Origin of the sequence: Caulobacter sp. CCNWLW153, from assembly GCF_036889365.1 — a bacterium.
GTDB classification, from domain to species: Bacteria; Pseudomonadota; Alphaproteobacteria; order Caulobacterales; family Caulobacteraceae; genus Caulobacter; species Caulobacter radicis.
The window spans coordinates 73,918-91,682 of record NZ_JBAKFV010000004.1 but is presented as its reverse complement, the minus strand read 5'-3'; the positions used below and the strand labels follow the sequence as shown (position 1 = coordinate 91,682).

Genomic DNA, 17,765 nt, shown 5'->3' with positions numbered 1-17,765 from the left:
TAGCTTCAGAAGAGGCCGTTGTCGCGGGTGTCGGTCAGGCGATCGGCCACGGCGCGGGCCGTATCGTCCAGGTCGCGGGCGGCGCCGGAAAGACCGATGCGGCCGTCATGGCGCGAGAAGCCGGAGAAGTCGCCGAAGGCCTGGGCGCGCGAGGGCTCGCCCGCCGGGCTGATCCCGGAAAGACCGTGGCTCCAGACGCCGGAGACGGACGGGGCGTCGATACGGCTGGCGGACATGGCAAGCTCCTTCAGTCTCTCGATACGAAAGACAACGCGCGCCCGCCAGTCGGGTTTTCCCTAGCCGGCCTGTGTGTCGCATGACGGGCCTGGCCGCGCTACTTTCGCAATCGCCCGAGGCCGAGGCGCTGGACGTCCTGGGTCTGGCCGTCGCCGCCTTCGAGGACGCCGCCGTCCCGCGCCTGGCCTGGCGCTCCCCGGCCTTCGCGCGGCTGACCCCCGACCTCGCCCCCGGCCGGGTTCCGGCCGGGGGCCTGCTGGCGGCGGTCGAGGCGGCGCGGCGCGGGGAGGGCGGCCTCTTCCCGCTGGATCTCGACGGCCAGGCCTTCGAGGCCCGGGCCGCGCACGGCGACGGCCGCATCTGCCTGATCCTGTCCAGCGCCGCCGAGCGCCAGGAGGCGGAAGGCCGTCGCCTGGCCGACCGCGAGCGCCTGCTGCTGACCTCGCGCGTCATGTCCGTCGGCGAGATGGCCACCATGATCGCCCACGAACTGAACCAGCCGATCGGCTCGATCACCAACATCGCGCGGGGGCTCAAGGCCCGGCTGTCGCGCGGGGCGCTGTCGAAGGAAGAGGGCGTCGAGGCCCTGGATCGCGCCGCCGAGCAGGCGCTCTACGCCTCGGGCGTCATCCAGCGCATGCGCTCCTTCGTTGAGCAGCGCCAGCCCCAGGTCGAGCCGCTGGACCTGCCGAGGCTGGTGCGCGCCACGCTCGACCTGCTCGACTGGGAGATCGCCCGCGACAAGGTCGTGGCCCGCGCCCAGTTCGCGACCCTGCCGCCGGTGCTGGGCGACGCGGTGATGATCCAGCAGGTGCTGGTCAACCTCGCCCGCAACGGCCTGGACGCCATGCGCGGCCGGCCCGGCCCGCGCCGCCTGACCATCGCCGCCGCGCCGATGGAGGGTTCTGACCGCATGGTCGAGCTGACCGTCGCCGACAGCGGTCCGGGCGTCGAGGCGGGCGCGGAGGGCAAGATGTTCTCGCCATTCTTCTCGACCAAGCCCGGCGGCATGGGCGTGGGCCTGGGGATCTGCCGGTCCATCGTCGAACTGCATCGCGGGCGTCTGTGGCACGCCCCGGATCCCGAGGGGGGGACCGTATTCCACATCGCGCTGCCCGCGGCGCGCCAGGAGGAGCCATGACCACCCCCTCTACCTCGACACCCCCGCCCAGCGCCCTGGGCGCGGTCTGCCTGGTCGACGACCACGGCGAGTTCCGCCAGTCCGCCGCCTGGTGGCTGGAAAGCCTGGGCTACGCCGTCTCCACCTTCGACGGCGCGCGGGCCTTTCTCGACGCCGGCGATCCGCCGCCGGACGCCTGCCTGCTGCTGGACGTGCGCATGCCCGACATGTCGGGGCTGGAACTGCTCGACGCCTTGAAGGCCCGGGGCTGCGAGCGGCCCGTGATCTTCATGACCGGCCACGGCGACGTGCCCCTGGCGGTCGAGGCCATGCAGAAGGGCGCCGTGACCTTCCTTGAAAAGCCCTTCCAGGAAGCCGCGCTCGAAGCGGCCCTGGAGCGGGCCTTCGCCCAGGTCCGTCCGGTCCAGACGCCCGGCCAGCAGGCCTATGCCCGCCGCGTCGCCGGCCTCACCGAGCGCGAGCGCGAGGTCATGGCCCTGGTCGTGGCCGGCAAGGTCAACAAGGTCATCGCCTACGACCTGGGCATCAGCCCCAAGACCGTCGAGCTGCATCGCTCGCGGATCATGACCAAGATGGAGGCGACCAGCCTGACCCGGCTGGTGCGCATGGCCGTCACCGGAACCGTGGACGACGACGCATGACGGCCTTCCTCGACCTTCAGGCCGGGGAGGGCGCATCGTCCGCCGCCGACCTCGCGGGCCTGGTCTCCCGCAACCACGCCCTGGCCGTGCTGGCCGCCCTGCGCGCGCCGGGCCTCGTCACCCGCGTCGCCCTCGACGCCGAGGTCGGGGCCGGCCCATGGATCCTGTTCGGCGAGGACGAGCCGAGCCTGCGCCTGGCGATCCGCGAACTGTCCGGCGCCGCCTTCGTCCCGGCCGACGACGCCGAGCTGCTGGTCGCCCTCGACCGGGTCGAGCCGGTCCTGGCCGCCATCGAGGCCGCCACCACCGAGAGCCTGTCGCCGCTGGGCGTCGAGACCGACGCGCTGGACGGCCTGCTGGCCCTGTCGATCGTCGTCGAGACCCAGGACGGCGCGCCCTTCGCCCGCCTGGTCCTGGCCGTCGACCCCGGGGCCGCCCGCGCCTGGCCGCAGCCTATCTTCGATCCATGGGCGCCGGGCGCGCACCAGGCCGTGCCGGCCGTCGGCCCCCTGGTGCTCGACGGACCCGACCTGCCGGCGACGACCGCCGCGGCCCTGCGCCCGGGCGACATCGTCTTGACGCCGTTGTCGGCGTCGCGCCCCGGCCTCGCCAGCCTGACCCTGTTCGACCGCCGCCTCGTCGGCCGGTTCGAGCTTTCCCAGCATCGCTTCACGCTCAACGCCATCGAGGAGAGCGCCATGGCTCCGCCGCTCGACATCGCCGTCGTCCCGACCGAGGACGCCGCCCCTGACGCCTCCCCGGTCGCCCCCGCTGACCTGCCCGTGCCGTTGAAGGTGCTGCTGGGCGAGGCCAGCCTGCCGCTGTCGGAGCTGGCCGGTCTGCGCCCCGGCTCCACCGTCGTCCTGGCCGGCCCGCGCGAGGACGCCCCCGCCGTGCTGCTGGCCGGCGACCGCGCCATCGCCCGGGGGCGCCTGGTGCCCGTGGGCGAGGCCTGGGGCGTCCTGATCGAAACCATAGGCGGCGAAGGCTGAGCCCAGATGGACCTGACGCAATTCTCGCCCGGCTCGGCCCTCATCACCGTCATCCTGCTGGCGCTCGCGCCGTTTGTGGCGGTGATGGTCACCTCGTTCACCAAGATCGTCGTCACGCTCAGCCTGTTGCGCAATGCGCTGGGCCTGCAGCAGGTGCCGCCCAACATCGTGCTCAACGGCCTTGCCCTGATCCTGACCCTCTACGTCATGTATCCGGTCGGCCAGCAGATGGCCGCCGCCAACCAGGACATGAAGCCGATCGCCGCCGTCAGCAGCGACACCCAGGCCCTGTTCACCTACGCCGACAAGGCCAAGGAGCCGCTGCGCGAGTTCCTGATCAAGCATTCGACGCCCCGCGAGCGGGCCTTCTTCCTGAAGACCGCCCAGCGCATCAACGGCCCGGAAAAGGCCCGCGCCCTGACCCAGCGCGACTTCATCGTCGTTGTCCCGGCCTTCACCGTGTCGGAGCTGGCGGCCGCCTTCCAGATCGGCTTCCTGATCTTCCTGCCGTTCCTGATTATCGACCTGGTGGTCTCTAACATCCTGCTGGCCATGGGGATGATGATGCTGTCGCCGACGACGGTGTCGCTGCCGTTCAAGCTTTTGCTGTTCGTGCTGATCGACGGCTGGGTGAAGCTCTCGCACGGCCTCGTGCTGTCCTACACGTGAGGAGGGCCGCGCCATGCTGAACGCCCAGGCCATCGAGCTCGTCAACCAGGCCCTGTGGCTGGTGCTGATCCTGTCGGCCCCGCCGATCGTCGCCGCCTCGCTGGTGGGCCTGTTCGTGGCGGTCATCCAGTCGGCCACCCAACTGCAGGAGCAGACCCTGCAATACGCGGCCAAGTTCTTCGCCATCGTGCTGACGATCTTCGTCACCGCCAGCCTGCTGGGCGGCACGCTCTATCGCTTCGGCGACCGGGTGTTCACCGAGTTCCCGGCCATGGTCCGCCGATGAAGAGGGGCGCATGACCGGAGCGCCCGACTGGCTCGGGGCGATCTTCGAGAACACCCTGATCCTGGCCGTCGGCGCGACCCGGGTGGCGGCGGCCTTCATGCTGCTGCCGCTGCTGTCGCCCGAGACGGTGCCGGCCCTGGTGCGCAACTCGATCTTCCTGGCCTTCGGGATCATCGTCATCACGCTCCAGCCGCAACTGGCCCAGATGGAGCTGCCGACCGTCCAGTGGATCATGATCTTCGCCAAGGAGGCCTTGGTGGGCCTCGTCATCGGCTTCTTCTTCGGAACCATGCTGTGGGCGCTCGAGGCGGCCGGCCAGATCATCGACGCCAAGGTCGGCGCCACCATCGCCCAGGTCGTCGACCCCCTGAGCGGCCACCAGACCTCGCTGACCGGCGAGTTTCTCAGCCGCCTGGCCAACTTCGTCTTCATGTTCTCGGGCGGGCTTCTGCTGATGGTCGGGGTGATCCTCGACAGCTACGCGGTGTGGCCGATCGGCAGCCTGACCCCGGTGCTGTCCCTGCGCAGCCTGTCGCTGTTCGAGGGCGAGTTCTCGCGGCTGATGGTGATGGCCGTGATGCTGGCGACCCCGGCCCTGATCGTGCTCTACCTCGTCGACGGCGGCCTTGGCCTGATCAACCGCTACGCCCCGCAGCTCAACGTCTTCTCCCTGGGCCTGGCCATCAAGTCGTGGATCGCCACGGCGGTGGTCCTGGCCATGCTGACGGGCCTGGTCCAGCTGCTGCTCAACGAGATCGGCGCCCGGCCGACGGTGATCCTGCAGGTGCTGCGCGGGCTGGATGGGAAGGGGTAGGGCGCTTCGCGCGCTAGGGTTTTCCCTGATGGGATATGCCCCAGCTATCTGGACCGCCCCGCTTGGCGCCACCTTTCGTCGCAGGCCGCAACCGGCGGCTATCCGATCGAGCAGGGGTAGGAGCGATGACCACCATCAACAGCGCCTTGAACACGGCCGTGAACGCGGCGATCCTTACCGGCGTCAGCGCAGGCCTGGGTCAGTCGCTGAAGACCTTCGGCGCCATGCAGTTCACCCTGGGCGCGATGGTCGCCGGGCTGTTCCAGCCCGCGCCCGCACAGCCCAAGTTCTCGGCGACCATGCCCGAGGCGGGCAAGGCCGAGATCGACATCGGCGACGGCTACACCCTGTCGATCAACGAGGCCAACTCCGAGATCACCGTGCGCGACGCCGACGGGAACGCCACGCGCATCTGGGGCGACCCCCACGTCGACTACAACGGCAAGCACATCGGCGACTTCTGGGGCACCACCACCTTCCAGCTCGAGAACGGCACGAAGATCACCATCAACACCGAGAAGTCGACCTGGAACGACATGACCTACGCCGAGCAGGTCGTGATCACTCGCGGCGACCAGGCCCTGGTGGTGGACGGCGTCAGCGAGCTGACCAAGGGCGACCTGTCGGTCTCGGTGAGCACCGACGGCCGGGCTCTCGACGCAGCCCATGACGACGGCTTCGTCATCCATGAGAACGACGCCTCCTCGACGGGCTGGACCAGCAGCATCACCGGCGGCGACGTCGGTCAGGCCGACTTCAACCTGACCAAGCCGGGCATGGAGCCGGTGCGCGAGGCGCTGGAAGCCTTCAACAGCAGCCTGGGCCTGATGCTGACCGGCTGGTTGCTGGGCGTTGGCGTCGCCGCCCTGGCCGAAGGCTCGACGGAGGCCACGACCACCAACGCCAAGGCGGCCGAACGCTTCCCGCTGCTGAACTTCTGATCCTCGGCCCGTTTCCGGTCCTTTCCACCGCCCGCGATTTGCCAAATGACGCAAATCATCGTGGGTAGGCCACAAAGGATCTGGGGGCGGACGATGCGCGCGCGAAATTGGTTTCTGACCAGCGGACTGATCATGGCGGCCGGGCTGTTGACGCTCTCGCCCGCCCAGGCCGCCTCTTCGGACGCCGAGGCGCGCGCATCGGCCGCCTTCGACGCCGCCGCTCCCGACAAGGCCAGGCTGCGGCTCTTCCTACAGGCCATGCCCAAGGGCGGCGACCTGCACAACCACCTGTGGGGCGCGCCCTATGCCGAGGACTTCATCGCCTGGGCGGGCGAGGGCGGCCTCTGCGTCTCCACCGCGACGCCGCCGGCCCTGACGCCCGCGCCCTGTGATGGCAAGGCCACGGTTCCCGCCGCCGGCCTCGCTCGCCGCGATCCGGCCCTCTACAACCGGGTGATCGACAGCCTGTCGGTGCGCAACTACGACCGCGGGGCCGACCACGCCGCCGCCTCGGGCCACGACCAGTTCTTCTCGACCTTCGAGCGCTTCGCCGCCGCCGCCGCGCCCAACATCGGGCCGATGGTCGCCGTCACCCGCGAATACGCCGCCCAGGACCGCGTCTCCTATGTCGAGAGCTCGGCCAACCCCAACGCCATGCGCGCCTTCGCCGAGCGCGAGGCCGGCCGCTGGGATGGCGACTTCGCCAAGACCTACGCGGCCTTCGCCTCCGGCCTGCCGGCCATGGTCGAGGCCTCGCGCAAGGAGATGGACGCCGCGCTCGCCGAAGCCGACAAGCGCCTGGACTGCGCGCAGAACAGCGGAACCACTGGTCCATGCGCGGTCGAGGTGCGCTTCCAGCCCTTCGTCGAGCGCGCCCAGCCGGCCGGCTTCGTCTTCGCCCAGATGGCCGCCGCCTTCGCCCTGGTCGACGCCGACCCGCGCTTCGTCGGGGTCAACATCGTCAATCCCGAGGACCATCCAGTCTCGCTCGGCGACTACGCCCTGCATATGCGGATGATGAGATACCTGTCGGGCCGCTACCCCAAGGTTCCGATGGCCCTGCACGCCGGCGAGCTCTCCCTCGGCCTCGTGCCGCCGCGCGACCTGACCTTCCACATCAATCAGGCCGTCATGGTGGCGGGCGCGAAACGCATCGGCCACGGCGTCGACATCGCCTACGAGCACGACGCGCCGGGCCTGCTGAAGCGCATGGCCCGCGACAAGGTCGCCGTCGAGATCAACCTGACCAGCAACGACGTCATCCTGGGCGTCAAGGGCGCGGACCATCCGCTGTCGCTCTACCGCCAGGCCGGGGTGCCGGTGGTGCTGTCCACCGACGACGAGGGCGTCTCGCGCATCGACCTGACCAACGAGTACGTCCGCGCCGCCACCGAGCACGGCCTGCGCTATGCCGACCTCAAGGCCATGGCGCGAGACAGCCTCGAATACGCCTTCCTGCCGGGCAAGAGCCTGCGCGGCGCGGTCGAATGCGCCAAGTCCGGCACGGCCTGCGACGTGTTCCTGAACAAGAACCTCAAGGCGGCCATGCAGTGGCGGCTGGAGAAGGACTTCGAAGCCTTCGAGGCGATCCAGTAAACCTCTCCCAGAGGGAGAGGGAGGGGCCCGCGCGCAGCGTGGGAGGGTGAGGGGTTACGCCGCAAACCGGCGTGCCGGCGCGCCGTCTCCGGTCCCTAACCCCTCATCCGACCTGCTCCGCAGGCCACCTTCTCCCTAAGGGAGAAGGATCACTGTGCGCACGCTCCCGCGGGCGCCAGCACCAGCGCGTCAAGCACCACCCCTGGATCCACCGCCGTCACCCGCATGGCATGATCGCCGCCGCACAGCGTCAGGCCCGAGCCCACCCGCAGGCGGCCTTCAGTCACGCCCTGCGCCCAGGCCTTGTCGCCGACCTTGCGCGGCGCGACCACGGTCACCGGCGCGCCGCCGTCGGCGCTCACCGCCAGCCGCAGCGCCGTCTGGCCGTTCAGCGGGAAGGTCGGCAGCAGGTCGAGGTCCAGCGCCCAGGCGCCGGCCGGCAGCCTCACGGCATAGTCCAGCGTCGCGCCGCCGGTGGAAGCCTTGCGCACGTCGCCGGCCGCCATCGACGCCCCGCCGCGCCCCAGGCCGTCGATCCGCCGCCAGCCCTTGCCGCTGGCCGTCTCGGCCTCGACCACGATCACGCCCTGTCCGGTCGCCTGAGAAGGCGCCAGGCGCGGCGTCGTCGCGTCCGCCGCCGGAGCCGCGAACGGCCGCTGGCGGAACGAGGTCCACGAGCCGTCGGCCGGCTCCACCGACATGATCCCGCGCCACTTGCCGCCGGCGATCTCGTCGTTGAACCGGCGGGTGAGGGCGGCGATCTGCGCGTCCGCCGCCCGGGCCTTGGCCGCGCGGGCGCGGGCCTCGTCCGGCCGCTCGCCGATCAGCCGGTCGAAGGCCTCGGCGTCGAAGAACCGGTGGTTGGCCAGCGCCGCGGCCCGCACCGGATAGTCCACCAACTCGAACCAGGCGTCGCGCTGCTCGGCGGGGACCTTGGCGGCCTCTGCGTCCAGCTTGGAGACCAGGGCGTCGAACCGCGCCAGCCGCGCATCGGCCTCTTCCACCGACAGCGGGCTGGAGCGCGGCGTCGAACCCTTGCCCCAGAACCATTGCAGGTGCTCGGGCTTGCGCTCGAAGTTCAGCTGGTGATGGTCGGCCAGGATTTCCGCGATCGCCTTGGCCCGCTTGGGCCCGAAGGTCTCGCGGGCGAAGGCCTGCTCATAGCCGTGGGCGCCCAGCCCGCGCACGCGCTCCACGTCCCAGGCCAAGTCGAGGAACAGCTGGGTCCCCAGCTCGGCCGGCTTGATGTCGCCGACATTGACCACCCACAGCTGCCGGGCGTCCAGGTCCCAGGCCCGGCCCATCTCCTCGATCACCAGGGCCGGCGGCACGGTCGACAGCCATAGGTGCGACAGCGGCGCGCCCAGGTACGACAGGTGATAATAGACGCCCGATCCGCCGGGCCGCTTGCGCTCGTCGGCGTTCGGCAGCTGGCGGATGTAGCCGAAATTGTCGTCCGGCCAGACCAGGGTGACGTCGTCCGGAACCTTCAGCCCCGAGCGGTAGATGTCCAGCACCTCCTTGTAGGCGGTGAACACCTGCGGGACGGTCTCGACCTTGGGGTCGACATACTGGCCGATCAGCCCGCGCTGGTCGGTGATGATCTTCTCCAGCAGCGCCCGCTGGCCGTCGATGTCGCCGCCGCCGACCATGCCGGAGTCGTGGATGCCGCGCATGCCCAGGGTGTAGACGTTCTCGTAGCGGCCGTTGGCCTTGGTCCGCTCGCGCCAGTAGTCGAGCACGCCGCCCGGATTGGCCGCGTAGTTGAAGGCCTCCGCGCCGGCCTTCCACTCGCCGACATTGTTGCGCAGCATCGGTTCGGCGTGGGACGAGCCCATGACGATCCCCCAGCGGTCGGCCAGGGCCGCATTGGCCGGATCGGCGTTGAAGGGCCTGGTCACCTCGTGCATGGCCGGCCACAGGGTGTTGGCCTTCAGCCGCAGCAGGAGCTGGAACACCTTCACGTAGGTCTTTGGCCCGATGTCGCCATAGGCCGGGTCGAAGGTCTTGGCCGCCCAGGGTTGCAGGCCCCAGTCCTCGTCGTTGATGAAGATCCCGCGATACTTCACCGACGGCGGGCCGAACCGGCGGGTGTCGGCGGCGACGTAAAGCGCCTTCTTCCTTTGGGGTTTGACGTCGGCCCACCAGGTCCAGGGCGAAACCCCGGCCGCGCGGCTCAGCTCATAGGCGCCGAAGGCCGCGCCCCGCCGGTCGCTGCCGGCGATCACCAGGGCGCGGTCCAGGCCCGGCGCCGGCTTGTCGACCACGGCGATGACGAAGCTTTCCCAGGCGCCGGCAAGATCCCCGACCTTCAGCCTGCCGTTGCGCGCCAGGCCGTCGATCAGCGGGTTCCTGCCCAGGGTCCCGACGATGATGGCGGTTTTGCCGGCGGGCCCGCCGGTGGAGAGGGAAGGGGTCTTGCCGATGACCGCGCCCAGGTCGTCTTGCAGGTCCTTGGCGGCCAGGCCGACGACCGGATAATCGCCTTCCGCGTAGAGGATCCCGGCGCCGGCGATCGGGAAGGCGCCTGGCGAGCGCTTTTCGCTGACCCAGGCGTCCTGCGCCCAAGCGGTCGTAGCCAAGACGGCGGCCGCCAGGCCGGCCAGCAGCGACGTCAGCCGCATGGTTTCCTCCAGATCGCGAAGCTGTCAGGCAGCTTGGTCGAATTGGTCAGACCATAGAGCGATCTGGAGGATTATCCATTCATTTTATGAGCATTGATCCCACAATGTGGACTTGGCTATTCGAGATAGCGGGCCCGCAGGCTGGCCAGGTCCTTGGCGTCGACGCCCAGCACCTTGTCCATATAGGCCTCGACCGAGCCGTACTTCTCCGTCATCGCGTCCAGAGCCGCCTCCACATAGGCCGGTTCGGTGCGCATCAGCACCCGGGTGATCTCCGGCGGCAGCTTGGCGAACATCGCCGCGTTCGGATCGTCCGACTTGGCGCCGGCCGCCATGGCCCGGCGGGCGCTCTCGGTGTCGAGCAGGGTCTCGCTCATGGCGTAGTCGGCGGTGACCTGGGCGCGGGGCACGCCCAGCGCGGTCAGGATCAGGGCCGAGGCCACGCCGGTGCGGTCCTTGCCCGCCGAGCAGTGCACCAGCATCGGCGCGTCGCCGGCCAGCAGCTTTGCGAACATCGCCTTGTATTCGCCCGCATAGGCTTCCGGCATCAGCTTGTAGAAGCCGATGAAGTTGCCCCGCACGGCCTGCGGCGTCGGCGGGCCGTTACCGAACAGCGCCCGCATGTCCATGTCGAGCCCCGCCTTGGGCGAGTTCAGGAACACCGGCACGGCCTTGCCGCCGCGCCAGACGGTGGGCTGGGTCTTGCGCTCCTGGTCGGTGCGCAGGTCGCAGACCAGGCGCACGTCCAGGTCGCCGACGGTCTTGTAGTCGGCGTCGGTCAGGGTCGACAGGCCGTTGGAGCGGAACACCTGGCCCCAGCGCACGTGCTTGCCGCCGGCCGCCGAATAGCCGCCGAGGTCGCGGAAATTGGCCGCGCCTTGCAGCGGCACCACACGGGTGGCGGTGCGCAGGCCGGTTTTCTCGCCATCGGCGACCACGTAGAAGTAGGGGCGGGCGGCGCCGGCCTCCGCGGCCGTGACGCTGGCCGCGCCGTCCTTGTCGTTGTCGGCCAGCTTGCGCATGGCCTTCAGCGGCGCTTCGGGCGAGCCGGCGACATAGAGGTCGACCGGCGCGCCGGGGCGGCTGGTCTTCCAGGCCACCTGGTAGGTCCCATCCTTCAGCACGACCGAGGCCTCGGTCACGGTGGCGGAAGCGGTGCGGGCCTGGACGGCCGGGGCGGCGAGGACGGCCGCCGCGCAGGCGGCCGTCAGCAGGTTGCGGATCAGCATTTTTCTATGTCCCGATTTTAGAAGTTGAACCGCACGCCGCCCATGAACCGGCGGCCCACGCCCTCGGCTTCGATCGGGCGGTTGGCGTGGCCCTGGTAGCGCATGCCCGTCTCGTCGGTGAGGTTGCTGGCGTCGAAGTAGACGGTGACGCCGTCGCGCACCTGGTAGCGCAGCGACAGATCAAGCTGCTCGGTGGCCGCCCAGTAGGTGTGGTCGGTGGCGTCGGCGCTCGGCTCGTCCAGCCAGTCGTTGCGCCACTGGTACGAAAGGCGCGCCGACAGCCCGTACTTCTCATAGAAGATCGAGGCGTTGACGAGGGTGTCCGACAGGCCCGGGAAGGCGCTCTTGATCCCTTCGGGCGTCTTGAACTCGCCGTCCAGGAAGGTGACGTTGCCCTGGAAGCCGAAGCCGCTCAGCGGGCCGGGCAGGAACCGCCACTGCTGCATGTAGGCCAGCTCCAGGCCGGCCATCTTGCCGTCCGAACCGTTCAGCGTGGTGACGTAGGTGTAGTCCCTGCGAGCTGCGCCGTAGCGATCGTCGCCGACCATTCGGTGGCTGTCGAAGAGCACGTCGTCGATCTGGCGGTAGAAGGCCGAGGCCGACAGCAGGCCAGCCCCCGGCAGGTACCATTCCAGCGCCGTGTCGAAGCCGAAGGCGCGCTCGGGCTTCAGGTCCGGATTGCCGCCGCTGACCGTTTCGGCGATGTCGTCGACCGACACACTGGTGCGGATCTCGCCGAACGAGGGGCGGGCCACGCCGCTGATCACGGCGAAGCGGGCCTGGATGTCGTCGGTGACCTCGTAGTTGACGTGGATGCTGGGGAACAGGTCGGTGTAGCTCTGCTTGGCCGTCATCGGTGTCTGGACGCCGCTGGCGACCGCCACGCCCCGGCTTTCCAGGTCAACGCTCTCGACGCGCAGGCCGGCTAGCACCTCCCACTTGCCCAGGGTCCACTTGTTCTGGGCGTAGGCCGACAGGATGTTCTCGTCGACCGCGAAGCGGTCCTGCGGCAGAACATTGCCCGCGGCGTTGTAGAGCCCCGCGCTCGTGGCCTTGGCCAACAGGGCGTCCAGGTCCTGGCGCAGGCCGATGTTGTCGACGTAGTTGACGCCCCAGCCGCGCGCGAAGTCGCTGGTCCACTGGGCGTTGGTGATCCGGGGGGTGACGCTCCAGGTTCCGCCGGTCTGGCCCGCCAGCTGCTGCAGGATCGGCGTCGAACCCGGCATGCCAGAGAAGGTGTTCCCGGTCGCCTTGCGCATGTCGTACTTCACGCCGGCCTTGAAGGTGGAGCTGACGCCGAACGGGGTCCAGTCACGGGCGATGTCCACCTGGCCCGTCCAGGCGTCGGTGTCGGTGGTGTAGACGATCGGGATCAGCACGTCGGCCTGCGAGCCGGTCTGCGGCAGGGCCGACAGCGCCGTTCCCCGGCTGTAGGTCGCGCCCGAAAGGTTGGTCGTGTAGAGGTCGAGGTCCGGAATGCCCGAGGTCGCGCCGCTGTAGACGAGCGACAGGCGGCCGAAGTTCTGTCGGATCAGCGGCAGATAGGCGCCGGCGTCGGTATGGGTGTAGTTCAGCCGCCACTTGATCGAGGTGTCGGCCCAGTCATGGTCGCCGCCCAGGGTGTTGGCGAAGGTGTCGCTGTAGTAGCGGCCATACTGCCAGCTGGCGGTATAGGCCGCGCCGTCGGCGAAGCCGCTGTCGGGGCCGCGATTGGCCGCCGTCTGGGTGCGGGCGTTCCACAGCGAGAAGTCGTACTGGTTGCGCTGCTCGCGGTCGATGAATTCCGAATACAGGCTGTTGAAGAAGATCCGGCCGCCGCCGTCCGGCCGGTACTCCAGTCCCAGCTGTCCGGCGTTGTTCTCGCGCTCCAGGCGGTAGGAGCGGAAGCTGAAGGTGTCGACGGTGTCGAGGTTCTGGTCGTTGTTCCAGCCGATCTCGCGGTTGTCGGTGGTCTGGTTGCGGCGGTAGTGGGCCAGAGCGGCGACGACGCCGAACTTGTCGTTCGACCACGAGCCGCGGATCGAGCCCTGGCGCTGCGGGCCGTCGCCCAGCGCCATCTCGCCGTAGCCGATGTCGCCCGAGACGTGGAAGCCGCGGCGGTCGAAGGGCGAGGCGGTGACGATGTTGATGCGGCCGGCCAGGGCCTCGGCCGGTTGTTCCGGCGTCAGGGTCTTGTTGACCTCCATCGACTGGATGACCACGGCCGGCACGGAGTCGAAGCGGAACACCCGCTCCTCGGCGCCCAGCACGTTCATCCCGTCGATCGACACCACGGTCCAGCGCTCGGGTGCGCCGCGCAGCTGGACGTAGCGCTCCTGGCCTTGGTCGCGCTCGATGGCCGCGCCGGGAATGCGCGACAGGGCGGCGGCGGCCGACTGGTCGGGGAAGCGGCCGATGGCGTCGGCGGCGACCACGCTCATGATGTTGTCGGCGGCGCGCTGCTGGGCGATCGCGGCGGCCTGCGAGCCCAGGATCGGCCCGGCGGTCACGACCACGGCCTCCATCTCGGCGCTGTCGGCGTAGCTGATCTCGATCGGCGCGGCGCCGGCGCTGGCCTCGACCGAGCGGTCGGGCAGGCCAGGATAGCGCACCAGCAGGGTCTGCGCGCCGGCCGGCAGGGCCAGGCTGAAGCGACCCTCGCGGTCGGTGGTGGTGCGCAGGCCCAGCTTCGGGGCCGACACCTCGGCGGCGACCAGATAGGCCCCGTCCGTGCCGATCACCCGGCCGGTGGCCGTGGCGGTGGCCGCGATCGCGGCGGGCTGGGCCGCGTCGGCGGCATGGGCGGCGATCGGCAAGGCGAGCGCGGCGGTGGTGAGCAGCAGGGCCTTGGCGGCGCTCCGGCGGGCGCGGGTCATGATGGCTTCCCCTCGATGAAGATGAGGGGCGGATAGCAATTTGAACGATTGTACCGTGTGAAACTGTCGTGAAATTTAGGCGACGGATTAATGTACTCAATGATATATATCTGAAATTACTGAATAATATTTGTTGCCTGTCGCCCCGCTCTCGCTCTTCGTGGTGCGGAACTTGAACGCTTGTCCAGACTTGCATTTGAACGGCTGTCCAGCCACACACGCGCATGGCCGTCGCAGACTTGGATTCCGCCGCCCAACTGGTCGAGGCGGGCTACCGCATCGCCCTGGAAGAGGGGCTGGGAGCCGTCAGCGCGCGTACCGCCGCGGCCCGCGCCGGCGCGGCGGCGTCGGCCGTGAACTACCATTTCGGCGATCGCGCCGGCTTCCTGCGGCGGATCCAGGCCCTGGCCCTCGAAGAGGCGGCAGCGCGGCGCGAGGCGCTGGTCGCGGGCCTGTCGCGCGGTCCGCGCTGGAACAGCCTTGCCGACCGCATGACCCTGCTGGTCGCCGAACGGCTGGAGGCCGGTCGCCTGGGCTTCGTGCTGCTGGGCGAGTTCGAGATCGAAGCCGAGGTCGGCGGTGATCTTGAGCTGCAAGCCGCGGCCGGGCAGGGCGGCGAGGCGGAGTTCGCTTTCTGGCGCGAGACGGCGCTGGTTCTTGGCGCGTCCGAGATCGAGGCCGACGGCTGGGGCGGTCTCGCGGTCGGCCTCTGCACCCTGCTGCATGTCGAGCCCGACGCCGGCGAGCGCCTCCTTTGGCTGGTCCCGGCCTTCCGGCGCCTTGGCGCGCGGCTGGGCAAGGCGGCCATCGAGCCGGTCCCGCCCGGTCCCGCGCCCGACGAGGTCCTGCCCGAGCGCGAGCACGCCAACGACACCGCCCGCCGCATCGTCGAGGCGGCCATCGCCGGCATCGCCGATCGGGGCGTCTCCCGCCTGACCCAGCGCGACGTCGCGGCCCGGGCCGGGGTGTCGCTGGCGGCCACCACCTACTTCTTCCGCACCAAGGCCGACCTTGTCGAGGCGGCGATGGTCGAACTGCATCGTCAGGTGCGGGCCGAGGTCCTGGCCTCGTCCGACGACACGGGCGTCGCCACCGTCATGGCGCCGACCGGCGGCTTCTCGGCCCGGGTGCGGGCGCTGGGGGCCCTGCAACTGGCCGCCGCCCGCGAGCCGGCCCTCCAGCCGCTGGCCGCCGCCGTCCGCGCCACCCGCGGCGCCACCTCGATGCGCATGCTGCGCCGCCAGGGCGTCAACGACGCCGACGGCCTGGACGCCATGGTCTGGTCCACCCTGATGGGCGGCCTGATCGGCAAGCTCCGCTTCGCCGCCCCCGCCGACCGCGAGGCGGCCTTCGGCGTCATGCGCGATGCGCTGCAGGCCAGGCTGTTCGGAGGGGTCTAGAGATCCTCCCCCAGAAGGGGGAGGTGGCCCGGAGGGCCGGAGGGGGAGCGGCTACCGAGGCCAGAGTCCCTTCCCAGCCACCCAAACCCGCTTCCCTCGCCCCTGTGGCGAGGGCCCATGGCGGCCGTTGCTCAGATCGGGGCCCGCCTCGAAAGGTCTGAGCAAGCTGAACAATGGATCCTCGCCACAAGGGCGAGGAAGACGACCCATTTAGATCCTTCCCCTGAAGGAGGGAGGTGGCCCGGAGGGCCGGAGGGGGTCTGCTTCGGCCTACTTCAGCCCCAGCGCCCCGGCGATCGCCGACCACGGCACGAGCTTGAAGTTCTGGTGCTCGGGCGGGAAGACGTTGCGGCCGTCCTGGGCCACGAAGGCGCCGGCTTCCAGGCCCGCGCCCAGTGAGGCGCTGGTCACGTCCAGGCCGTCGGTCTCGGAGATCCCGTCGATGCCTTTCGCCCCGTCTGCGGTCACCGAAAAGCTGCCGACATAGGCGTTGTCGCCCTCGCGGCGATAGACGGCGTAGCTGTTGTTGCCCTGACTGGAGACCACCAGATAGCCCTTGCCCCCCGCCTGCCGATAGAGGCCGATCCCTTCCAGGTCGTCCTTCAGGGCCGGGTTGGACGCCACGCGGTCGATCGCCTTGGGGACCTTCCGGTCGGTCGGCTCGGCGCCCAGCTTCCACAGGGCGACGTCCTCCTCGGCCACGTACAGGGCGCCGGTCTCGTCGTCGGCGACGCAGCCTTCGGTCTGGGTGTCGAACTTCACGTCGCGCACCGGAACGGCGCGGACCTTGCCATTGGCCTGGGCGACCAGCTTCCACTGGCGCACCAACCCGTCGGGATCGCCGACGAACACGTAGGTCTGCCCCTTGCGGCCGCGGTACATGCAAAGGCCGTAGGGATCCGAAAGCCCCGTGGCCTGCACCCCGTCGGCGACCGAGGTCAGCTGCCGGGTGGCCGGGTCCAGCGTGTAGAGGGCGATCGACTTGTGGGTGCGGTCGCTGGCGGCGACCAGGATCGTCTCGCGGCCGGCCAGCTTGAAGCCGGCCCGCAGGTCGACATTGTTCATCTTGCCGTCGGCCAAGTACTGCAACGGCTGGCCCGACAGGTCGTAGACCAGCAGGCCGCCCTTCTTGTCGGTGGCGATGATCGCGCTCCTGGCCGGATCGGCCGGGTTGGCCCAGATCGCCGGATCGTCGGCGGCGTCGCCGTCATGGTCGACGGGCCTGGTCTCCATGGTCGGCTGGACCGTGGCGAAGCCCTTGGCGGGCCTGGAGCCGGCCGCGTCGCCGGTCGCCAGCTTCAGCCCGGAGGCGACGTCGGCCCACGAGACGACCTTCATGTCCGCGCCCGACTTGCGGTCGTCGGCGACCAGCAGGGCGCCGGCCGGCAGGCGATCGGCGAGGGGGCCGCGCAGGGCGAACAGGCCCGACGGGTTCTCGACCGCGTTCTGGTCGCCGGTCCCGATGCGGAAGGTCCCGACGAAGGCGTCGTCGCGGGCGCGGTCATAGACGTTGTAGTCGCCGGCGGTCGCGTTGGCGGCCACCAGGAAGCGGGCGCTCGGCCCCCCATCGACCAGGGCCAGGCCCGCCACTTCGCCGGCGATATGGCCCAGGCGGTTGGCGTCGACCAGGGTCGGCACGGCCTCGGCTTCGGGATCGGCGTCGTAGCGCCAGACGCCGACCGCCTCCTGGGCGACGTAGAGCGCGCCCGTGGCGTCGTCGCTCACGCAGTACTTGGCTTCGGACGACAGGTGCAGGCGGCGCACGATGCGCCCATCCAGCTTGCCGTCGGCGGTGGGAAACAGCAGCCACTGGTCCATCTGGCCGGCCACGCCCAGGGTGAAGGCGTACAGCGAGCCGTCGCGAGCGCCGCGATGCAGGCAGACCCCTTCGCCGGCGTAGTCCAGCGTCAGCGGCTTGGCGTCGAGGCTGGCCGCCTGGCCGGTGGCGAAGTCGTAAGAGGCCAGGCGCAGGCGCCCGCCCTTGCGGTCCAGCAGCGCCAGCAGCGGCTTGCCGTCCAGCTCGCGCACGTCGACGCCATAGACCTCGCCGCCGGGAACGGCGCCGACCCGCTGGCCATCCAGGCCGTAGAGCTCCAGCCCGCCGCCCTCGCCGGTGGCGGCGATCTGGCTCTTTTCCGGCGCGGCCGGATTGCGGATCAGGGCCACGCCGTTGGCCCCGCCCTCGACGGTGGGGGCGGTCGAGACGACCGGGGCGACCGCCGCTCCCTGGGCCAGGGCCGATCCGGCGCCCAGCAGGAAGGCGAGCACGCCGACGGCGGCGCTGGCGCGAAGATGGTTCATGCGGCTTGTCCCCCGGAAACCTGCGCGTGAGCTGGCGGC

The 17,765-nt window shown here is 70.2% G+C and carries 14 protein-coding genes; 9 read left to right on the top strand and 5 right to left on the bottom strand.

Going from position 1 to position 17,765, the window contains the following annotated elements; all coding sequences use genetic code 11:
• Window positions 1-5 precede the first annotated feature (5 nt).
• Entirely contained in the window at window positions 6-236 is a 231-nt protein-coding gene (locus V6S85_RS07985; RefSeq protein WP_109101390.1) for a hypothetical protein, read from the bottom strand.
• Window positions 237-316: 80 nt separating this feature from the next.
• Between V6S85_RS07985 and V6S85_RS07980 the strand changes: the two genes are divergently transcribed.
• The 8 genes from V6S85_RS07980 (at window position 317) to V6S85_RS07945 (ending at window position 7,317) form a co-directional block, all read left to right on the top strand.
• The gene (locus V6S85_RS07980) at window positions 317-1,378 is read left to right on the top strand and encodes a sensor histidine kinase (RefSeq protein WP_334348611.1); all 1,062 of its coding nucleotides are present in this window, start codon (window positions 317-319) and stop codon (window positions 1,376-1,378) included.
• The gene (locus tag V6S85_RS07975) at window positions 1,375-2,019 is read left to right on the top strand and encodes a response regulator transcription factor (protein ID WP_116565790.1); all 645 of its coding nucleotides are present in this window, start codon (window positions 1,375-1,377) and stop codon (window positions 2,017-2,019) included. Before V6S85_RS07980 ends, V6S85_RS07975 begins: the two co-directional genes overlap by 4 nt.
• Window positions 2,016-3,011, top strand: coding sequence for a FliM/FliN family flagellar motor switch protein (locus V6S85_RS07970; RefSeq protein WP_334348610.1), 996 nt, complete (start codon window positions 2,016-2,018; stop codon window positions 3,009-3,011). Before V6S85_RS07975 ends, V6S85_RS07970 begins: the two co-directional genes overlap by 4 nt.
• A 6-nt stretch (window positions 3,012-3,017) precedes the next feature.
• Window positions 3,018-3,680 (top strand): type III secretion system export apparatus subunit SctR, encoded by a 663-nt coding sequence (gene sctR / locus V6S85_RS07965; RefSeq protein ID WP_116565786.1) that lies wholly within the window; start codon window positions 3,018-3,020, stop codon window positions 3,678-3,680.
• A 13-nt stretch (window positions 3,681-3,693) separates the two neighbouring features.
• On the top strand, window positions 3,694-3,966 hold the full coding sequence (gene sctS / locus V6S85_RS07960; protein WP_058348272.1) for a type III secretion system export apparatus subunit SctS: 273 nt from the start codon (window positions 3,694-3,696) through the stop codon (window positions 3,964-3,966).
• Window positions 3,967-3,976: 10 nt separating this feature from the next.
• Complete coding sequence (sctT, locus tag V6S85_RS07955) at window positions 3,977-4,780, top strand: type III secretion system export apparatus subunit SctT (RefSeq protein WP_101717476.1); 804 nt, start codon at window positions 3,977-3,979, stop codon at window positions 4,778-4,780.
• 125 nt (window positions 4,781-4,905) lie between these two features.
• On the top strand, window positions 4,906-5,721 hold the full coding sequence (locus V6S85_RS07950; RefSeq protein ID WP_165828744.1) for a DUF1521 domain-containing protein: 816 nt from the start codon (window positions 4,906-4,908) through the stop codon (window positions 5,719-5,721).
• Between the two features lie 93 nt (window positions 5,722-5,814).
• Complete coding sequence (locus V6S85_RS07945) at window positions 5,815-7,317, top strand: adenosine deaminase family protein (protein WP_334348609.1); 1,503 nt, start codon at window positions 5,815-5,817, stop codon at window positions 7,315-7,317.
• 149 nt (window positions 7,318-7,466) lie between these two features.
• On the opposite strand, the gene V6S85_RS07940 is transcribed toward V6S85_RS07945, so the two are convergent.
• From V6S85_RS07940 to V6S85_RS07930, 3 genes are all read right to left on the bottom strand, one after another.
• On the bottom strand, window positions 7,467-9,941 hold the full coding sequence (locus V6S85_RS07940) for a glycosyl hydrolase 115 family protein (protein ID WP_334348608.1): 2,475 nt from the start codon (window positions 9,939-9,941) through the stop codon (window positions 7,467-7,469).
• A 116-nt stretch (window positions 9,942-10,057) separates the two neighbouring features.
• Entirely contained in the window at window positions 10,058-11,170 is a 1,113-nt protein-coding gene (locus V6S85_RS07935; protein ID WP_334348607.1) for a tyrosine-protein phosphatase, read from the bottom strand.
• A gap of 17 nt (window positions 11,171-11,187) precedes the next feature.
• Window positions 11,188-14,025, bottom strand: a complete 2,838-nt coding sequence (locus tag V6S85_RS07930) for a TonB-dependent receptor (RefSeq protein WP_334348606.1) — start codon at window positions 14,023-14,025, stop codon at window positions 11,188-11,190.
• 224 nt (window positions 14,026-14,249) lie between these two features.
• On the opposite strand from V6S85_RS07930, the gene V6S85_RS07925 reads away from it, so the two are divergent.
• Window positions 14,250-15,425, top strand: a complete 1,176-nt coding sequence (locus V6S85_RS07925) for a TetR/AcrR family transcriptional regulator (RefSeq protein WP_334348605.1) — start codon at window positions 14,250-14,252, stop codon at window positions 15,423-15,425.
• A gap of 270 nt (window positions 15,426-15,695) precedes the next feature.
• Here the strand turns inward: V6S85_RS07925 and V6S85_RS07920 are convergent, their stop codons facing one another.
• Entirely contained in the window at window positions 15,696-17,726 is a 2,031-nt protein-coding gene (locus V6S85_RS07920) for a phytase (protein ID WP_334348604.1), read from the bottom strand.
• Window positions 17,727-17,765: the final 39 nt, after the last annotated feature.